This is a genomic window from Paenibacillus chitinolyticus (assembly GCF_045038035.1).
Lineage (GTDB): Bacteria > Bacillota > Bacilli > Paenibacillales > NBRC-103111 > Paenibacillus_F > Paenibacillus_F chitinolyticus_A.
The window spans coordinates 3,369,736-3,388,668 of record NZ_CP173427.1; the positions used below are offsets into that span (position 1 = coordinate 3,369,736).

15 protein-coding genes are annotated in these 18,933 nt (G+C 51.5%); 6 read left to right on the forward strand and 9 right to left on the reverse strand.

What is annotated here, in order from left to right; all coding sequences use genetic code 11:
- Window positions 1–7: 7 nt before the first annotated feature.
- Entirely contained in the window at window positions 8–622 is a 615-nt protein-coding gene (locus ACI48J_RS15180; RefSeq protein WP_405079040.1) for an undecaprenyl-diphosphatase, read from the reverse strand.
- A gap of 253 nt (window positions 623–875) precedes the next feature.
- On the opposite strand from ACI48J_RS15180, the gene ACI48J_RS15185 reads away from it, so the two are divergent.
- The 3 genes from ACI48J_RS15185 to ACI48J_RS15195 all read left to right on the forward strand — a co-directional run bounded on the left by ACI48J_RS15185 (window position 876) and on the right by ACI48J_RS15195 (window position 5,691).
- A complete protein-coding gene (locus tag ACI48J_RS15185; RefSeq protein WP_405079042.1) occupies window positions 876–3,614 on the forward strand; it encodes a PAS domain S-box protein in 2,739 nt (912 codons plus the stop codon).
- Window positions 3,615–3,790: 176 nt separating this feature from the next.
- Window positions 3,791–4,234 carry a MarR family transcriptional regulator gene (locus ACI48J_RS15190; protein ID WP_326056059.1) on the forward strand — a complete coding sequence of 148 codons (444 nt, stop codon included), beginning with the start codon at window positions 3,791–3,793 and terminating at the stop codon, window positions 4,232–4,234.
- Window positions 4,235–4,329: 95 nt separating this feature from the next.
- Entirely contained in the window at window positions 4,330–5,691 is a 1,362-nt protein-coding gene (locus ACI48J_RS15195; protein WP_405079044.1) for a serine hydrolase domain-containing protein, read from the forward strand.
- A gap of 160 nt (window positions 5,692–5,851) precedes the next feature.
- On the opposite strand, the gene ACI48J_RS15200 is transcribed toward ACI48J_RS15195, so the two are convergent.
- Together ACI48J_RS15200 and ACI48J_RS15205 are read right to left on the reverse strand one after the other, a co-directional pair.
- The gene (locus ACI48J_RS15200) at window positions 5,852–6,535 is read right to left on the reverse strand and encodes a PolC-type DNA polymerase III (RefSeq protein ID WP_405079045.1); all 684 of its coding nucleotides are present in this window, start codon (window positions 6,533–6,535) and stop codon (window positions 5,852–5,854) included.
- Window positions 6,536–6,645: 110 nt separating this feature from the next.
- Window positions 6,646–8,046 (reverse strand): sensor histidine kinase, encoded by a 1,401-nt coding sequence (locus tag ACI48J_RS15205; protein WP_405079046.1) that lies wholly within the window; start codon window positions 8,044–8,046, stop codon window positions 6,646–6,648.
- A gap of 192 nt (window positions 8,047–8,238) precedes the next feature.
- On the opposite strand from ACI48J_RS15205, the gene ACI48J_RS15210 reads away from it, so the two are divergent.
- Window positions 8,239–10,308, forward strand: a complete 2,070-nt coding sequence (locus tag ACI48J_RS15210; RefSeq protein ID WP_405079047.1) for a putative bifunctional diguanylate cyclase/phosphodiesterase — start codon at window positions 8,239–8,241, stop codon at window positions 10,306–10,308.
- Window positions 10,305–11,852, forward strand: a complete 1,548-nt coding sequence (locus tag ACI48J_RS15215; RefSeq protein WP_405079049.1) for a diguanylate cyclase — start codon at window positions 10,305–10,307, stop codon at window positions 11,850–11,852. Before ACI48J_RS15210 ends, ACI48J_RS15215 begins: the two co-directional genes overlap by 4 nt.
- Before the next feature lie 110 nt (window positions 11,853–11,962).
- Here ACI48J_RS15215 and abc-f read toward each other — a convergent pair whose 3' ends face one another.
- From abc-f to ACI48J_RS15235, 4 genes are all read right to left on the reverse strand, one after another.
- Window positions 11,963–13,933 carry a ribosomal protection-like ABC-F family protein gene (abc-f, locus tag ACI48J_RS15220; RefSeq protein ID WP_405079051.1) on the reverse strand — a complete coding sequence of 657 codons (1,971 nt, stop codon included), beginning with the start codon at window positions 13,931–13,933 and terminating at the stop codon, window positions 11,963–11,965.
- 101 nt (window positions 13,934–14,034) lie between these two features.
- Window positions 14,035–14,178, reverse strand: coding sequence for an RAxF-45 family protein (locus tag ACI48J_RS15225; RefSeq protein ID WP_170318615.1), 144 nt, complete (start codon window positions 14,176–14,178; stop codon window positions 14,035–14,037).
- A gap of 144 nt (window positions 14,179–14,322) precedes the next feature.
- Window positions 14,323–14,601 (reverse strand): hypothetical protein, encoded by a 279-nt coding sequence (locus ACI48J_RS15230; protein WP_405079052.1) that lies wholly within the window; start codon window positions 14,599–14,601, stop codon window positions 14,323–14,325.
- Between the two features lie 124 nt (window positions 14,602–14,725).
- Window positions 14,726–15,454 (reverse strand): RNA polymerase sigma factor, encoded by a 729-nt coding sequence (locus tag ACI48J_RS15235; RefSeq protein ID WP_405079053.1) that lies wholly within the window; start codon window positions 15,452–15,454, stop codon window positions 14,726–14,728.
- A gap of 324 nt (window positions 15,455–15,778) precedes the next feature.
- Here ACI48J_RS15235 and clpP point away from each other — a divergent pair, with 324 nt between their 5' ends.
- A complete protein-coding gene (clpP, locus tag ACI48J_RS15240) occupies window positions 15,779–16,366 on the forward strand; it encodes an ATP-dependent Clp endopeptidase proteolytic subunit ClpP (protein ID WP_405079055.1) in 588 nt (195 codons plus the stop codon).
- Window positions 16,367–16,465: 99 nt separating this feature from the next.
- On the opposite strand, the gene ACI48J_RS15245 is transcribed toward clpP, so the two are convergent.
- Together ACI48J_RS15245 and ACI48J_RS15250 are read right to left on the reverse strand one after the other, a co-directional pair.
- Window positions 16,466–17,458 carry an HD domain-containing protein gene (locus ACI48J_RS15245; RefSeq protein ID WP_405079057.1) on the reverse strand — a complete coding sequence of 331 codons (993 nt, stop codon included), beginning with the start codon at window positions 17,456–17,458 and terminating at the stop codon, window positions 16,466–16,468.
- 189 nt (window positions 17,459–17,647) lie between these two features.
- Window positions 17,648–18,931, reverse strand: a complete 1,284-nt coding sequence (locus ACI48J_RS15250; protein WP_405079059.1) for an MFS transporter — start codon at window positions 18,929–18,931, stop codon at window positions 17,648–17,650.
- Between the last annotated feature and the right edge of the window lie 2 nt (window positions 18,932–18,933).

Consider the following 18,933-nt stretch of genomic DNA (forward strand, 5'->3'; position numbering starts at 1 on the left):
GCAGTGTCTATATAGTGGGAGGTTGAGGCTGCGTCTTTTTCGGCCACACCCGTTCCTCCAGTTTTTCGTAGAGGCGAATTCTTGCTTCAAGCCACTTGTCCGCGAAAGCCCAATGCTTAACCGACAAATATACCGCGGTGGCCGAGACAGTTCCGAGAAGTGCTCCGGCAAGTACATCGCCGGGATAATGAACACCGGTCCAAACACGGGAGAAAGCCACGCCCAGGGCAAGCAGGAGCCACACGGTCCCTTCCTTTTTGCGGTACAGCCAGATTGACGCCGCAATGACGAAGGCTCCGGTCGCATGATCGCTCGGAAACGAAGCGTTGGCGGCATGGCCGATAAGCTGATAAACCTCATGAGTTACGAAAGGCCGGTCCCGATAAAACACCTGTCCAATGATTCCGCTTACGCCAAGCCCTACGCAGGCCGAAACTAACGCTAATATGGACATTTTACGATTGGACCGGCTTCGTGTGAACCAATAAAATAAAATACCCAGGTAGAATAAATATTCCGCGTCTTGAGCGAGAAAACGCATAACGGGATTCAGAAACGTTCCCGTCCCCGCTAATTGATTAATGTTTTGAAAAAGAGTGTAATCCCATGTAGATAAAGACATCTTATATTCCGCCTTTCTGATCCGGCAATTTTCCGTGCCGCCTTCTCCCTCCAATCTATCAACTGAAAATAATAAGCCCATGGGAGCAAGATTAAAATTAGCTGAGTAACGAGTGATGAAGAAGTGACTTGAAGAGCACCGAGCTTAAGGGATCTGAATCCAGAAGCAGGTTTATTGGGACACGTCCCTTTCGGAGTACCGTAAAAATGAGGTATACTGAACTGGCAATTCTTAGCCTGAGGAGACTGTTGGCATGAAACCCTTTGACGATAAATGGTTGTTTGAAATAGCCTACGAGAACGCGCCATTTGCCATGGGCGTTTATTCGCTGGCGGAAGACCGCTGGTTACGGGTCAACCCCTCTTTTTGCCGCATGCTCGGGTATACGGAAGACGAGCTGGCGAAACTCTCCGACAGGCGGATCACTTACCCGGAAGATATCGCGCTGCCCTGTGCTGATCCTTCCCTTTCCCGCTTCGAGAAAAGATATGTAAGCAAAAACGGCGGGATCGTCTGGGCTGCCGTCGGCCTCTCTCCGCTTCCTGCGGAATCCGCGAAATCTGCCGCTCTTCTCGTTCAGGCCGTTGATCTGACGGCCAATAAAGCGCGGGAAGAGCAGCTTCTCGACAGCGAACGCAAACACCGGCTCATAACGGAAGCTTCGCTGGACTGGATCTCCAGGCACAAGCCGGACGAGCTGGCGACCATGACTTATTCCTCTCCCATCTGCCGAACCATTTTCGGCTATGAACCTGAAGAAATGGTCGGGCAGGGGGCTCTTCCTTTGATTCATCCCGATGACCTGGACAGAGTCGTTTTATTTCTGGAACAGAACCGGAATACGGAGGGCGACAATGTAACGTTCCGGTTTCGCTGCAAAAACGGCGATTACGTCTGGCTTGAATCGACTACCCGCTACACATACGATAAAGACGGGAATTTGAATGAGATCATTTCCATATCCCGCGACATTACCGAGCGCAAAAAAGCGGACCAGCAGCTTCAAGAAAGCGAACAGCGCTATAAATCGTTATTCGATCACAACCCCGCCGCGGTATATTCCATGAACCTGGACGGCGATTACTTGACCGCGAACAAGAATCTGCAGAAAATTACCGGCTTTACGCTGGAAGAGTTGATCGGAATGTATTGGGGGCCGATCGTCGCTCCCAAAGACCTGCCCAAAACGCTTCACCACTTCGAACTGGCCAAACAGGGCTTTCCCCAAAGCTACGACTTGACCCTCATCCATAAAGACGGGCATCCCGTCGAAATCAACTCGACGAATATTCCGATCATCGTCGATAACGAAGTCGTCGGTGTCTACGGCATCACGATCGATATTACGGAACGTCAAAGATATCTCGCCCAGATCGAGAAGCTTAGCAGCGAATATACGCTCATTCTCAACTCGGTCACGGAAGGTATATTCGGCGTGGACTCCTCCGGCAATGCGATGTTTATTAATCCGGCCGGGGCGGAAATGCTCGGATTCGTCCCCGAGGAACTCATCGGCAAGCCGTATCTCGGGATGCTGCAAAATACGTTCGGCACCCCGGCTCAACAGTCCGCGGATGAACAGGTTATTTACCGTGCCATCCGGGAGGGCCGCCCCTACCGTAACAAGGAAGCCGTGTTCTGGCGCAAAGACGGCTCCAGTTTCCTCGCCGACTATCACGTGACGCCGCTCATCGATAACGGGGAGCTGCGGGGCGCCGTCGTCGTCTTCAAAGATATTACGGGCGAGAAAGAAATCATACGGGCCAAAGAATCCGCGGAAAAAGCCGATCAGGCCAAGTCCGAGTTTCTGGCCATCATGAGTCATGAAATCCGGACGCCGATGAATGGGATTATCGGGATGGCGGATCTCCTGGCGGAAACGGAGCTGTCCGAGGAACAGCAGAGCTACACCGACATTATTTTGCAGAGCAGCTACGCCCTGCTGCGGATTTTGAACGAGATCCTGGATTTCAGCAAAATCGAAGCCGGTAAAATGGTGGTTAATCACGAGCCTTTCGATGTCCGCTCCGTTTTGGACCAGGTCGTGGAGCTGTTTCATCCTAAAGCCGCGGAGCGCGGCATCCGTTTGACGTACGAATTGGACGGCGGCATTCCAGCGACACTTATCGGAGACGAGGGCATTTTGCGGCAGATTATCGTAAATCTTGTCGGGAATGCGATCAAGTTTACGGAGAAGGACGGCCATGTCTCCCTCTCGGCCAAGCTCGAAAAAATGCCCGGACGCAGCGATGCCGTGCTGCAATTTTTCGTCCGGGATACGGGCATTGGAATTCCTGCCGACAAGCAGAGCCAGCTGTTCCAGTCCTTCTCGCAGCTTCACCCGACCATTAACCGCAAATACGGCGGCACGGGGCTCGGGCTTGCCATCTGCAAGAAGCTGGTGGAGCTCCTGGGCGGAGCGATCGGCGTCGACAGTCAGGTTAACGTTGGCTCCACGTTCCATTTCGTGCTGCCCTTCGAGCTGCCCAGTGAATCGCCTGCCCCGTACTCCGCTCCGGAAAAAACGCAACGCAGCAAACCGGCGCCGGCGTCATCGCTTGTAAGCGGCAGAGACAGCGGCGCCCTTTCTCCGCCCAAGTTCGGTCCGATGAAACTGCTCGTTGCGGACGATAACCCCGTAAACCGCCTGCTGCTGATTACCCTGCTCAAAAAGCTCGGATACGAAGCGGACTATGCGGAGAACGGAGCGGAAGCGCTGCGAGCGGTCCGGTCCGACGACTACGATATGGTGTTTATGGACCTTCAGATGCCGGAACTGGACGGCTTCGAAACGACCGCGGCCATCCGCCGGTTGAAAGGAGGCGCCTCGCGCCCGGCCATCGTGGCGGTGACCGCTTTTGCTCAGAAAGAAGATATGCAGATGTGCCTCGCTTCCGGAATGAACGATTTTATAAGCAAGCCGGTGTTTGCGCCGGAAGTCGAACGCGTCCTGAAGATATGGTCGCCTCACCGCATGCAGGACCAAACCTGATCCTCCGAATCTTGAACATCTTCGCCTCGGCGGAGATGTTTTTTTGTGATTGCTTTTACACCTGGCATGAATACACATCTCGCACAAGGACCAAACGGTCTTGTTGACAAGGGAACGTGCAGCGCATATACTGAGAGTGCAAACAATTAAGTTAACTTAATAATTAAGGTGATGACATGGACGAACGCTTATACCAGACCGTAAAGGAGATTAACGAAGCCGAATATACGGCCAACATGCTCCTTTTACAAGAGTACAACGAGCTCCTGCAGGCAGATCTGACCTCCAAGCAAGCGGTCGTTCTTGAACACATTCACAAACACAAGCGTTTGACGGTCAAAGAACTGGCGGACCTGATGCTGATCACTTCCAGCGCGGTTAGTCAGCTCATCGGCAAGCTCGACAAGGAAGGCTATCTCAAGAGAGAAATTAACCCGAACAACCGCCGGGAAATTCTTGTCGAGCTCGATCAAGCCGGATGGGATTATTTCGAACGCCAGCAGAAGGTCGAGAAGAGTATCGCGGAACGCTTTTATTCCAAACTGGACCCCGAGGAATTAAGCGCGCTTCGCAAAATCACGTTCAAGCTTCAAAAAATTATCGAAGCTGAACTAAGGTGACGTCCTGCGTCCCTTTCTGTCCAATATGTAAGTAATCTTAATTATTACGTTAGCTTAATTATTTTTATAAAAATAGGATAATTGGAGGGATTACCATGCAAAACAAACAGAAACAGCTTCAAGAACTTTTTACCGCCATGTCGGCGAAAGGAATTTTCAACGGAGCGTTTTTGGCGGCGGATAAAGGAGAAATTGTCTTTGAAGGCGCGTATGGCCTCGCGGATAGAGAGACCGGGCGCTCTCTGACCGTTCATTCCGTCTTCGAACTCGCTTCCGTTTCCAAAACCTTTACGGCCATGGGCATTCTTATTCTCGCGGAACAGGGAAAACTTTCTTTGAGCGATTCCGTGGAACAATGGATACCGGACTTCTCCTACACGGGCATCACGGTGAAGCACCTTCTCCGGCATACTTCCGGCCTGCCCGACTATACGCCGCTTTTCATAAAAGACTGGGACCGCTCCAAAATCGCCACGAACTGGGACGTCCTGGAGTATTTTAATGTCCATCAGCCTCCGCTCCAGTTTCAGCCGGGGGAAAATTGGGAATACACCAATACAGGCTATGTTTTACTGGCCCTGCTGATCGAAAAGATTTCGGGTCTCTCCTTTGCCGACTATATGAGCGAAACGTTGTTCAAGCCTCTGGGCATGCATTCCACCCGCATTCATAACCGGCGTCTTTCCGGAAATGTGCCGCCGGATTTCGCTTTCGGATACGTATATTCGTTCGAAACGCACAGCTATCACCTCCCGGACGAACAGCCTGCGACCGATTTTGTCGTCTACCTGGACGGAATCCAGGGGGACGGGACCGTAAATTCCACGCTGCACGATCTATTGCTTTGGGATCAGGCCCTATATACGGAGAAATTGGTCAGCAAAAAGACACTCGACGAAGCTTTCACTTCCGGAAAACTGCCGGATAACAAACCTTATTCGTACGGGTACGGCTGGATCATCGAACAGAAAGAGCACCTGGGTAAAGTCGTTTCCCACAGCGGCGGCTGGCCCGGCTACAGTACGAATCTGGCCCGTTACACGGATCACGGAAAGACGACGATTTATCTTTCCAATACGGATCGTCAGCCGGACATACAGCAGCAAATTATCAACGAGGCGGAGAACATTCTGTTCGGGCTCCCCCACTCTGTTCCCGACGTTCCGGCGGAACTGAAGTCCGTTAAGATCGACAAAACCGTGTATACGCTGTACCGTGGAGTTTACAAGATGGATATGGGGCTCGACCTCAGCGTGACGACCGGTCCCGAGCAAGATCAGTTGTTCATCCAGTTAAGCGGGCAGCCCCAGTACGAGATTTTACCGCTGTCCGAAACGCGTTTCTTTGTCCGGGAGCTTCAAATCGAAATTGAGTTTGCGGCCAAAAAACCGGGCAAGCCCGCCGACGAGCTTACGCTGTATCAATACGGCGAGCATCGGGGCGTACGTGCCAAGTAACCGCTGTGCGCTGTCAAGCGGGTGCATTACCGCATGCCGAAGCTTTTGCGCGATGCGTCAAGTAAGCGCCGGACAAACGCCCAAAAGGATTCCCCTGCACGTTTAGCGTGCGGAGGAATCCTTTTTTTAACGAAACCGGTCGTTCGGTAGTGCCGTTTTATTACGGATATTCCGCTTCATACGGTTCCGTATGCATGCCTTCTATGAGAAATCTTTCAATAGTTAGCGGCTTTTTCAGCTGAAAAGTATGAACGTTCATTTGTTTATACTCCGACATAATAAGATTGAACAGGCACGCAATTAAATGACAATCGCCAACCGCGTCATGTCTTTTATAAGCCGAAGCGTCGATTCCGTAATAACCGATCAGCCTGTCCGTTGAAATAATCCCTCTGAAATCGGGGTGAATCGCCTTAAACATCACTTTAATATCCAGCACCTTATTTCCGGGAAAAGGCACTTTGTTTTCTTCGCATTGCCGTCGCAGTAAGGGCAAATCATATTCATAACCCGCCTGCGTAACCAGAATACGATTTTGAATAAAATCCAGAAAATGCGGATATACGGCGCCAAAAGCGGGCGCTTCGTAAAGATCTTCATTCCTTATTCCCGTAAGTTGTTCGACAAAGGCAGGAATAGGTTTGGGGGTGTATACCAGACTGTTGAATGAATCGCCCGCCGCTCCGTCTTGATTGACACGCACCGCCGCAAGTTGGGTCACATAATCATCCGCCGTATGAATGCCTGTCCCCTCTAAATCGAACATACAAAAGAGCTGGCTGCGCAGATCCGGAATACATATATCGCGAATCAGATAGTGGTCTTCCTTCATCTGTATGTTCATGATATCCCCCTCCCGTTCAACCGTCGAACCTTCAACAAAGATCTGTCCAGCCCATCATCGCATGAGCAGCCCCTTCTTGTGAACCTAGTCTGCCGCTGAACGCGTCATCTTCAGACCGACACTAACGTTCCGTGCAGCGGAATCACCTGCAGAACCGGTTTCAACGGAATGCTGATCTGCACCTTGAGGCCGCTTTTGTCCGACACGCACTGAATTTCTCCTTGAAGGCTCCGGACTCTCTGCTGCATCCCGTAAATCCCCATACTCCCGAACCCGTTGTCCTTCTGTTCCCTATCGGTTGTGCCTATTCCGTTATCCCGGTAAGACAGAAGCAGATTCTGTTTGCCGCCCGTCAGAGTCACATGAACCTCCTGGGCTTTGGAATGCTTCATCGCATTGGACATGAGCTCCTGCGTAATCCGGTACACCGCAATCCGCTGTTCATCGTTCAAATAATCCCTGAAATGCTCCGCTTCGAAATAGATCGTAAAATCCGCATGGAGCTGAATGTGTTCGAACAGAACCTCCAAAGCCTGGACAAGCCCCCACTCTTTAAGAAAAGGAGGCCTGAGTTCGTTGCAGGTCAGGCGGATTTGGTACATCACATCGAGAAGACCGTCTCCGATTTGAGCCAGGCCTTCTTTAAGCTCGTCCGGGCCAAGGCCCGAAGTCCGCAGCTGCTCCAGCTTCCGGTACCAGATAATTTGCTCCTGAAGGGCCGCATCGTGCAAATCCTGGGACAGCCGCTTCCGCTCGTGCTCGGACAAACTGAAGAACAGGCGCAGCAGCCAGGGAGGTGGCTCCTGCTCTTCCATCGTCCGCTTCAGCTCAGCCGATAAGTCTTCAATGACAGTGAGGTTTTCATACACGACGTTCACGAAACGAATCAGAGTTTTCAGCCATATTTTTTTGACGGGAAGACGCGTACTGTCCGTCAATTCTCCGAAAATGAGCCAGAGCATTCTGCCTTTGATTTCCCCTATTTTCAGAAAAGAGCCTTCATCATATTCGAAAACTTCACCGATCGAGAGCTGCTGGCTCTGATGCTGCCGGATTTTGTTCAAAACGGCCCGGGGTACTTCGCCCGTTCCCGCTTTTACCGAGCAGGACGGGCAACCCGTTCGGGTTTCGATCAGGGAAACGCATTCAATTTGAAAAATCAGCTTCACTTCAGCCAGCAGACGTGCTTCCAGCTCCGCGATTTTCATAATACCGAACAGATCGTGAGAAAAACTGTCGAGGCTCGCCTGAAGCGCGGAATATCTTTCATCGCTTCGGCGCAGCTGCTCCCTGCTGATATGGAGCTCCTCATTCATCCTATTCAATTCAGCCGCGTAATAGCGGGCTCTATCGTATAAACCGCCCAGGAAATAAGCGATGACGATGCTGAAAACCGCACCCGCCGCCTGCATCTCCCATGTATCCCCGATTACGAAATAGCAATAAAGAAAAAACGCAATGCCCACAACGGCAGTAAATCCGGCGCCCGCAAGACGCCCAGTCCTTTTCATCCGCAACGTTCAGCTCTCCTTCAACCTTCTTGATGCATGTCCATCTTCGTCAATATATCATCCCCGGAACGAACCGATCACGCAAATTTGTTGCGTGCGCACGCAAAAATTTCCGATCTTGTAGAATCCGAATTGCGTCCAGTGCTATGATTCTAGTTAACCCGAGACCCTGACACAGGAGAAACGATAAAAATGGAAATTCCAAGAGAAAAGGGTCAAGAAGAGCTTCCCTTTTATCGGACCCTAATTACAGCCCTGATCGAACATGCGCCAGTCGGCATCTATATGATGGAAAACGGCGCCTTAACATATGCGAACGATTCTTACGCCAAGCTTGTCGGCTATGCCGCGGAAGAAATCCGCCGGGAGAAGTTTGGTTTTCTCGAGCTTGTTCACCCGGATGACCGTCGCCTGACCGCACCTCTTTTTTCCGAATCGGACGACAGACGGAAGGGCGTACCCGTCCGTATCCGGACGCGTCATAAAGACGGACATTGGATTTATACGGAAATCCATCCGTCTACAGCTCTTGTAAACGAAAAGAAGGTCCAATACGGCACCGTGATAGACATCACGGAGCAAGTGCTGGCACAGCGGCAGCTTCTGGAATATCATGAAGAGATTAAAGCGTTATTTATCCATAGCCCGGACGCCATCTTCTCCTTGGACGAGCATGGGAGATTTACAAGCACGAATCCCCGGTGCGAATCCTTGACGGGATACACGAAAGAAGAGCTGCTCCATATGCCGTTCTTCACGCTCATTGATCCGGATGACCTGCAATCCGCCCTGGACCGTTTCGGCGACGCAAAACGTTTTATTGCCGGCAGCACGAATCTCCGCGTCATCCGTAAAGACGGAGAAAAAATTTCCGTGAGTGTGACTCACTTTCCGGTAAAGATGGACGGTTTCCCTCGCGGCACATGCGGAATCGCACGGAATACGACCGACCAAGCGGCGGCAGCCCGAAAGATGGAAGAATTCGCGTATGCCGATCCGGTTACCGGATTGCCTAACCGCAAGCTGTTCGAAGACCGGCTGGAGCAGACGATCCGTTTCTCCAGGGACGGACGTCTTCCTTTCGCCGTCCTTTCGATTAATTTGAACCGGTTCAAATTAATTAACGATTCCTACGGTCACCAGTTGGGAGACGACCTGTTGACTCTAGTCACCGCCCGTATCCAGGGGCATTTGCGGCTGACGGATACTTTGAGCCGGTTTGCGGGAGACCAATTCACCCTCATTCTGCCCGAAACGGTGCAGGAAGAGGCCATGCGTCTCATCCGCTCCATCCAGGGCGGAATGCGGGAGCCATTTGTACTGCACGGTCATTCCATAGCCTTGACGGTCAGTATAGGGATCGCATTCAACAGAGGAAACGGGGAAAGCGCTCAAGACATAATCCGGTACGCGAACATAGCCATGGATCACTCCAAGAAGCTTCGTACGGATGCTTACACCGTGTATACGGAAGAAATGGATCTTCAGACCTCCTACAAGCTGCAGATTCAGAGGGATCTGGAAACAGCTGCGGCCAAGAACGAGCTGGAGCTCTTTTACCAGCCTATCATGGCGTTAAAAACGGGCAAGCTGACCGCGATGGAAGCTCTGATCCGCTGGAATCATCCGAGGCTCGGGTACATTCCGCCCGCGGATTTTATTCCGGTGGCCGAGGAATGCAGCCTGATTTTGTCCGTCGGCAACTGGGTTCTGCAAACGGCCTGCAGGCAGGCCAAAAAGTGGCAGGCTTCGGGAGCCGCCCCGTTCAAAGTGGCGGTTAACGTTTCGACCAAACAACTGCAGCAGCCTTTTTTTGCCGAACATGTCCTGTCGATTATGAAAGAGGCGGAGCTTGAACCCACTTGGATCGAACTGGAAATTACGGAAAGCGTCCTGCTGGACGATGTCCATGCGATTAAGGAGTGTTTGTTGAAACTTAAAGAGGCGGGGATTTGCATTTCTATCGACGATTTCGGGACAGGCTACACCTCCCTGAACTATTTGCGTGAATATCCTTTCGATAAAGTAAAAATAGACCGGGCGTTCATCGAAGACATTAACCGGGACCTGAACGGGAAACGGATCGCGTCCGCCATCATCTCGCTCGCGCACAGTCTCCATATGGACGTGGTCGCCGAAGGCATCGAAAACGAGCTCCAGTACGAATACCTGCTCGGCGAAAATTGTAATGAAGGGCAGGGCTATTATTTCAGCCGCCCCCTTCCCGCAGATTCCCTGACCGGCCTGCTAAACCGCCCATGAAAACAAAACGCCTGCGCAAAGGGCTGACGCTGCGCCTGATTTTAAGCCTTCTCGTTCTTGCTACCGCTTTCCTGACGGCCGCCGTAAGCGGATATGCGGCCTATGAAGCCAATTTGAAATCCCTGTCCGCGAGCTACCTGGAAAACAATTCCCATTATGCCGAGAAGCTTTCCGCCAACACGGGCAACCTGCTCAATCTGATGCAGACAAGTATGAATTCGATCGCGCAGTTAGCGGGAAAGCAGTCGTTTACGGAAAAGGATCTCGAAATGTGGTTCACGTTTAACCGGCAGTACTTTAACTCGGTTTTTGTCGCGGATGACGAGCGGGATATAGAAGTGACTCTGCCTGCCGACGCCGGTGCCGTCGTAGGCACAAGGCTGATGTCCGAAGCGTCCAAACGTGCGGTTGAGTTTAAAAAAACATTTATTTCCGAACCTTATGTCAGCACAACCGGACGCCTGATCGTGCTGGTCTCCGCGCCAATTTTTAACGGGAACGGATCCTATGCAGGCTTTGTCGGCGGCACGATCTATCTGGAGGAAGAAAACGCCCTGAGCAAGCTGCTTAAAGAGCATTTTAACGGAAACGGATCCTACGTCTATGTCGTCGATAAAGAGTCCCGGCTTATTTTTCATCCCAACAAAGAACGGATTTATCAGATTATCTCCAGCAATGAAGTCATTCAAAAAGCGCTGGCAGGCAAAAAGGGCTCCCAAAAAATCGTGAATTCGGAAGGCAACGAATTTTTCGCGGGCTATGCGTTTGAGCCGATAAGCGGGTGGGGAATTGTTTCCCAGACGCCTACCCGTGTGCTCGAGGAACCGCTTGAACAAATGATCTCAAACTTGCTGATGCAAGCGCTCCCTCTGCTCGGCGTTGTGCTGACCGTCGCCTGGTGGCTGGCGAGCTGGATCACGAGACCTCTGTATACGCTTGCCCGGTATTCGGAAGAGTCGGCCGTCCATGCAAACCTGACGGTACCCGCTTCCCCCAGCATTCATTCCGGACTTTACGAGGTCAGGCAGTTGTACCAAAGCATCAATTCCAATCTCAACCGGCTGAAAGCGGAATCACTTACCGACGGATTGACGGGCCTAGCCAACCGTAAAGCTTTCGATCTGCTTATCGCCGAGTGGGCGGAGCTGAAAGTTCCTTTTACCCTTATTCTGATGGATGTCGATCATTTCAAAAAAATCAACGATCTTCACGGTCATCTGATCGGAGATGAAGTGCTGAAATATCTGGCTTCGACGCTTCACGCCTTTTCCAGAGAAGAAGATTTATGCTTCCGCTATGGCGGAGAGGAATTCGGGATTTTGCTGAAAGGCTGCGATCTCGGCCGAGCTACCCGTATTGCGGAGCGGCTGCGTGAAAAAGTGGAACGCTGCAAAAGTCCGATCCCTCAGCCCCTGACGGTTTCGATCGGGGTTTCCTTTTCTTACAGCCGGGATGTGGACGTAAAAACCATCATTGAAATGGCGGATAACGCGCTCTACCAATCCAAAACCGACGGAAGAAACCGGATAACGATTTATTCGTGACGGGACGCATAAGAAAAAACGGCGGAGAGCTCGGGCTGCAGCATGCAGCTCCTGTCTTTCCCGCCGTTTTTTGTTTGCCGAGCCCGCCTGCTGTATTCTTCCGCGGGGCGTCAGCCCAGCTCCAGCCAGGCCGTCATCTCCGCGTCGAGCCGCGTCTGCAGCTCTTCCCGCTCGCGCCACCGCGCTTCCAGCAGCGCGGTATCGCCGCAGCCGCCGAGCTTCTGGAGCTCCGCGTCCGATGCGGCCAGCCGTGCTTCCAGCGCAGCGATCTGCGCCTCCAGCTGCAGCCGCTTCCGCTCGGTTGCCCGCGCCTCGGCCGCCGCGGCTTTCGCTGCGGCGTTGGCCTCCGCCGGGAAGAGCGGCTGCTTGCCCGCGCGTATTGCGGTGGCAGAAGCGCCGGTCGAGCCCGACGGCGGACGTCCGTGCCCCCCGCCGGGGGGCGTCTGCTCCAGTTCGCGCTTTTTCGCCCGGTATTCGTCAAACTGTCCGATATAGCTCGTTATTTGTCCGTCTTGAAGCTCCCAGACCCGCTGCGCAAGACGGTTGATGAAATACCGGTCGTGGGAGATGGCAAGCACGGTTCCCGGATACTCCTCCAGCGCCTCTTCAAGAGCTTCGCGGGAAGCGATGTCCAAATGGTTGGTCGGCTCATCTAACAGCAGCAGATTCGGCTTCCGCCGGACAAGCAGCGCGAGCCGGAGACGGGACCGCTCTCCTCCCGACAGCATGCTCACCGGTTTAAACACATCCGTCCCATAAAAGAGATACTTCGCAAGAATGCCCCTTGCCTCTCCTTCTTCCACTCCGGCCTCCAAGCGGAAGTAGTCTAGGACTGTCTTTTGAGGGTCTCCCGCTTCCTCCTGCTGGGCCATATAGCCGATCTCCACTCGCGAGCCAAGCTCCAGCTCTCCGCAATCCGGCAATTCCTGCCCAAGCAGCAGCTTAAACAAGGTTGTTTTTCCCGTTCCGTTGTCTCCGACCACAACGATCTTCTCGCCGTAATGAAGGCTTCCTTCCGCACCTTTCAGAATCCGGCGCTCTCCGTACGATTTATGCACGCCGGAGAACTCCGCCACCCGTTTCGCGGAGCGGTCTTGAAGATTCAACGCGAAATCGGCGCTTTTCTGCTCCAGTACCGGACGCTTCATTACCTGCATCCTCTCCAATGCTTTACGCATGGAAGCCGCCCTTTTGAAAAACTTTTCGTTGTCCCCGATCCTCCCCCACTCTTCCAGCTTCCGGATCGTTTCTTTCATTTTTTTGATAACTTTCTGCTGTTCCTGATACTGCGCGAACTGCTGCAGCAGCCGTTCTTCCTTCTCTTTCATATATCCGCTGTAGTTCGTTTGGTACGTAAAAGCTTCCCCGTCTTCCAGCTCGATCATTTTGGAAGCGGTACGGTCAAGAAAATAACGGTCATGCGAAACGAGGACACAGGCCCCCGCGTAACCTTGCAAAAACTGCTCCAGCCATTCGATTCCCCCTAAATCCAGATGATTCGTCGGTTCGTCAAGCAGCAGCAGATCCGGCCGCATGATTAATTGGGAAGCGAGCGCGATCCGTGTTTTTTCTCCGCCGGAGAAGGTAGAGAACGGACGGGCATACGTCTCTTTCGAGATCTGAAGCCCGATTGCAACGGAGTCTATAGCGGCATCCATTTCATAGCCGCCTCCGCGCTCGAAGCGTTCCTGGACAGACGCGTACGCGTTCAGCAGCCCCTGCATGCGAACCGAATCCGCCGAAGCGCCCGCCTCTGCCATGTCGTGTTCCAGTGCCGTCATCTCCTGCTGACACGCCGTCAAATGCCGGCAGCCGTAAGCGAGCACTTCATATACCGTCAGCCCTTCGAACTCCACCGGTATTTGCGGCAAATAACCGATCGTGAGCTCTTTTTTGAGTGTCAGCATTCCCTCGTCTATGCTCTGATGGCGAGAGATGAGCTGGAGCAGCGTCGATTTGCCGCTGCCGTTTCGGCCGATCAGACCGATTTTTTCTCCGGCATGCACTTCGAATGTGACTCCATCCAGCACGAGGTTAGCTGCGTGATATTTCTTTATTTGTTGACCGTTAACAAGTATCATTATGGATCCTCCTAGGAATGAAGACCCTTTTCCATACGACAAAAAAGAGCCGCGGCAACAAGCCCGCGACCCTTCTTCGGATGTGAAACTATCCGTGTCGGTTAAGGTAGGCGTCTTCTCGCGATTGGGTGTACCGTATTCGTGAAAATGGACAGACTTCTCCCGTTAACCGGAAAAGCATGAACAATGCCAGCCATAGCAATCGGCAGCTGGCTAATACGGTCGTTAACCTTTTCGAGATTCACCTACCTCACCTCCTCATCGTTTCAAAGTTACTTTTACTTTAGCATGGAAATTGTAATTTTTGCAAGTTCCGCTCTCCAAAACAGTCTCGAGCGCTTTTTCAGGCTTAAATGTTATAGTCTTGGACGATGTCCTGTCCGGATATATCAATCCAGATAGCTTGCGATTCCTTTTTCCATAAAAAAGTCCATTTCGGCGTCCAGAATATTGTCCACTGTCAGCTCATCCAGCTTGATATCGGGCCTGCTCAACACATAGTCGGCAATATCATCACTATCGATGTCGACTTCGCCCTTAGCATTTTTATGAGCTTTGTTGATAAAATCCTGCTCGTATTTCAGCACCGATTTTATTTTTTGCGGGTCCGCTTTAGTTTTTCCCGCTATGTAAGCTATGAGCTCCTGCTCGTTGATCTGTTCTGCCATCAATCGCCATCTCCTCGTCCATTCGGTGTCCAACTGCCATTGTACCACATCCGAGGAGAAAAAATTAAACCAAAGAAGCTCCCGCCCGGAACGGGAGCGGCTGATAAAACGGCGGCGGTAAAACCTACGCGGACATCTGCAGACTGCTTGGCAAGTGAGGCACGGCGCCTGTACGGCGTCTGCCGCTGCGCAGAATATGATTCTGGGCGAGACCGAAGGCAACCGCCGGCTCCACTTCATCACGCTGAGCAAGCTCGACAAGGAGAGCGATATCACCCATTTCATAAGCGGCCGCCATCATACGCAGGTAAGCTTTCATTCCGTTCTCAGCCGGTTCGACCTGCGTGCCGGTCTCCATGTCTCTTCTAACGGCTTCCAAGGAGTGACGAGCGCGGTACAGAGCCGCTTTAACCGCTCCTTCCGTAGTTCCGAGCCTGACGGCTGTTTCAAGACTGGAAAACCCGAGCACATCCCGGAGCAGGAAAACCGTTCTTTGCAGCGGAGGCAAATGCTTAAACAAAGAGCGAAAAGCTTCTTCGATTATCAAAAGCCCCTCATCCCGCCGCGTTACTGCCTGCGCCTGATCGCTTTTCATAATACGCGCCAGGATCTGCTTTCGCCGCGATTGGTCGATCCACGTATTTTTAGCGATGCGAAGCAGCATAGCTTCTACGTTGGCGTGCTCCTTTCCTTGTGAAGACATCGCTCTCAACCAGGTCTCCTGGGCCAGATCCTCCGCATCCCAAGAAGATTTTGTCATGGACAGGCAGTAACGTTTTAACGTCTGCTGAAACTGGTTGATCCGGGTGCTGTCCTTTTCTTTTCCTTTTAATAGAAAATCGGCTGTCGACATCCGTATTCGCCCCTTTTTTTCCTGCAGCCGTTCAGATGCATCCGGCTCCCGGCCTGTAATGAACCTTTTTATATCCTGAGCGTCATTTTCCGGTTTTATTAATCCTTCTGCAAAACGGCTTCATTTTCTTCTTGTATTCGAATCTTAACGGCAAAGCCGTTGTAATCAGTAAACGAACGAACGTCCGAAAAAGATACGCCGTTTCACACGTTCTTAAAATATTTTCAAGATTTAAAATTCTGTGCCGCCCTTCGTATCTTTTGGAGGGCCGCATTCGTTTACAAGGAGAAATGCCATAACGAAACACATTGGAGGTTTTTGACGATGAGCAATTACGTCCCTTACGTCGTGGAGCAAACGAGCCGTGGTGAGAGATCCTATGATATTTATTCCCGGTTGCTGAAAGACCGGATCGTATTTCTGGGAGCCGCGATTGATGATCAGGTAGCCAACAGCATTATCGCCCAGCTTTTGTTTCTCGAAGCCGAAGATCCGCAAAAGGAGATCAGTTTATACATCAACAGTCCCGGCGGTTCAACGTCGGCCGGATTTGCCATTTACGATGCGATGCAGCTCGTGAAGCCGCCTGTGCATACGATTTGTACGGGTTTTGCCGCTTCGTTTGCCGCTATTCTACTGCTGGCCGGAGAAAAAGGCAAACGCTTCGCGCTGCCGAACAGCGAGATCATGATTCATCAGCCTCACGGAGGCGTTCAGGGCCAGGCAAGCGACATCGCCATCAGCGCCAAGCGGATACTCGGCATACGTGAAAGGCTGAACCGGATCACTTCGGAGCGCACCGGACAGCCCATCGATAAAGTCGATCGGGACATGGATCGCGACTATTTTATGTCGGCTGAAGAAGCTAGGGAATACGGGATTATCGATCAAGTTGTAACGACAATTTCCTGACGAGACAAATCTGTCTGTAAGACGTACGCTTGCCCTAACAACCGGCACAGGTTCTATCTTCCGTTGAGGGCCTGTGCTCTCTTTTCTCCGAATTTCGATTTAACGGAACGGCATTTCGGCGGATACGATTTTTACATAGATTCCCCTTTCAGACTTCCTGCGCGCTTCTTCCCCCCATTTTTTCACGTTTTCGGATAAATCGGATGCTTTCCATAACTTATTCCCCCTCATTACGTCAGGGTCGATCATCCTTATTTTATTCGTCCGGTGCAGATCATAATCGTTCACATCTTCTTTTACTCGTACGTTGCGGTGAAGGTGCTTTAGAAGCCGCTGAATATCCGGCTCATCCGTTGCATGTATTAAACTCAGAACCTCCTGATCTGTCAAAAGCAGGCTGCTGAGCGTAATCACCTTTTTTGCCAGAGCTGTTTTGAGAACTTCCGCCAAAAAGTGGCAGCTGTATGCATTCAAAGGGTGCATAAAGAAATCAATCACTTCACGATAATAGGTTTTAACGAACCATTCGGCGGACTCTATTCGGGTGAGCACCATTTTTCCGTCAGCTGCCGTTAAGTTTTCCAGGAAAAATACTATCTCTTCCGTGGTGATCTTTCCGTCATGAAACTGATCCCGCAGTGTATAGTCGACCCGGTCTGCGCATAACGCGGGGGCAGGCTGTTCAAGAAGCGTCCATTTGGCGTCTTCAAGCAGCAGATTCCGGTACGTATAACCGTATTTCTTCAGGAGTTGAGGAATTTCGGATTCTTCGATAAACTGCTCATAAATGTTCTCATGGTAGTTTTCTTCCCTATTGTCCAGCGCATAGTCGACCACATGTGAAAATGCCGTATGGGAGACATCGTGAAGCAGTCCGGCGATCTGCTCTTCAAGGGAACCTCCAAGCTGCCGGATTAAAAGCATGACCCCTACGGAATGCTCGTACCTCGTCACATCCCACTTATCGTTCACCAGATAGCTCGCTCCGCCTTGGTAGACGCCTTTTAACCGCTGCACGGGTTGGCTGAGAACAAGCTCTTCCAGTAGTCCATCCACTACAAATTCTCCGTAAATAGGATCCGATATACGCAACTCGCACCTCCGCTAAACTCACTAGTCATTAGATAAATTGAGCCTACCATAAGTCATGTGTTTAGTTAAAGAGGCGGGCTGAGGTTTTCTAAAGCCTTTTCAACGGCCAAAAAATAAAAAAACGACCTCCCGCTTCAAGCGCAAGAGATCGTTTTCCGACTCAAAACCGGCATAAGACGCCGCTTTGGTTTACAGAAATTCTTTAACAACCGCGCCTTTACCGGCAAGGTTATCTTCTGTTTTTTCTTTGTCGGCGGTTTCCGATGGAATCTGGAATGTCCTCACCGCTTTTAACGCCAGCAGCAAAACTCCGCATGCGACAATGACCAGAGCGCTGATGAACAAAACGCTGTCCAGTTCGAAACGCAAAGCGAGAATGCCTCCGATAAAAGCTCCCAGCGGTAAGGCTGCGTTGGACAGCGTATGCAGGAAGGCCATCACCCGGCCCATCAACTGAGAAGGAGTGATTATCTGGATCAGCGAAGTCTGCAGCACATTAATAATTCCAGTAAACACGCCCATCAAAAGGATTGCGGAAAGCTTCATCCACAGCGCGGGAACAATCGCGAACAGATACAGCGAAGCGCCCATAAGCAGCCAAGATATAGCGATCATAAGCCCGTTTTTTTTGAGAACGTTAATCAGCGCGGACCCTACGAATATGCCGACGAAAAAGGCGATGTACAGCAGGCTGTAATAAATCGGCGATCCGTAAGAGACCGACATGGACGGAACGGTGATGATGAGAATAGACATGGAGAAGTTGGTCAGTGCAAAGAAAGGCAGCATGATTCTAAGAAACGGGCTGCTCGCGACAAACCGGTAGCCTTCCACAAGCTCGCTTGTATACTCTCTGATCTTCAGCGGTCCTTTCGGCGCGCCTCCTGTGGTTTTCTCAGGCTCCATCTGTTTCTTAAGCTGCACATAGATGAGTCCCGACAGGAAAAGCATTCCGCTAGCCAGATAAAACGTGTTTTTCATCCCCAGCAGCAAAATAATTGAGGCCCCGACCAAGTATCCCGCCACATTAATTAGCTGGTCCGTGGAAGAGATCATGGCATTGGCTTTGACGATTCTGTCCGGTGACTGGATCAACTGCGGAAGCATTTTATTGTTCGCCGGATAGAACAGCATCGAAAAGCAGGATGCCACGAACACAAGGACAAGTATCGCTAGCAAATTGGCGCTTCCATCGGTGATCAGAAACGGTACCGCCAAAATCAGTACGGCCTGAACGAATAAGGAGATGCTGGCCAGCAGCGACGGAGAATACCGGTCAACCAGCGGCCCCAACAGAAAGCTGAAGATAGAAGCCGCCGAAATAGCGGTAAACGTAAAGCTCGTAAACGAAACGGAAGCCGTCGATTTCTGAACGAAATACAGCAGAACGATCGAATAAATGCTATCCGCGATGTTGGCGGAGGTTCTGGACAAATAAAAGCGCACAAACAAACTGTTTTTAAACAAAGACATCT

Bases quoted from the DNA above. Each gene is read 5' to 3' on its own strand.
- ACI48J_RS15180 (WP_405079040.1), bottom strand. From the start codon at position 622: ATGTCTTTATCTACATGGGATTACACTCTTTTTCAAAACATTAATCAA.
- ACI48J_RS15185 (WP_405079042.1), top strand. From the start codon at position 876: ATGAAACCCTTTGACGATAAATGGTTGTTTGAAATAGCCTACGAGAAC.
- ACI48J_RS15190 (WP_326056059.1), top strand. From the start codon at position 3,791: ATGGACGAACGCTTATACCAGACCGTAAAGGAGATTAACGAAGCCGAA.
- ACI48J_RS15195 (WP_405079044.1), top strand. From the start codon at position 4,330: ATGCAAAACAAACAGAAACAGCTTCAAGAACTTTTTACCGCCATGTCG.
- ACI48J_RS15200 (WP_405079045.1), bottom strand. From the start codon at position 6,535: ATGAACATACAGATGAAGGAAGACCACTATCTGATTCGCGATATATGT.
- ACI48J_RS15205 (WP_405079046.1), bottom strand. From the start codon at position 8,046: ATGAAAAGGACTGGGCGTCTTGCGGGCGCCGGATTTACTGCCGTTGTG.
- ACI48J_RS15210 (WP_405079047.1), top strand. From the start codon at position 8,239: ATGGAAATTCCAAGAGAAAAGGGTCAAGAAGAGCTTCCCTTTTATCGG.
- ACI48J_RS15215 (WP_405079049.1), top strand. From the start codon at position 10,305: ATGAAAACAAAACGCCTGCGCAAAGGGCTGACGCTGCGCCTGATTTTA.
- abc-f (WP_405079051.1), bottom strand. From the start codon at position 13,933: ATGATACTTGTTAACGGTCAACAAATAAAGAAATATCACGCAGCTAAC.
- ACI48J_RS15230 (WP_405079052.1), bottom strand. From the start codon at position 14,601: ATGGCAGAACAGATCAACGAGCAGGAGCTCATAGCTTACATAGCGGGA.
- ACI48J_RS15235 (WP_405079053.1), bottom strand. From the start codon at position 15,454: ATGTCGACAGCCGATTTTCTATTAAAAGGAAAAGAAAAGGACAGCACC.
- clpP (WP_405079055.1), top strand. From the start codon at position 15,779: ATGAGCAATTACGTCCCTTACGTCGTGGAGCAAACGAGCCGTGGTGAG.
- ACI48J_RS15250 (WP_405079059.1), bottom strand. From the start codon at position 18,931: ATGTCTTTGTTTAAAAACAGTTTGTTTGTGCGCTTTTATTTGTCCAGA.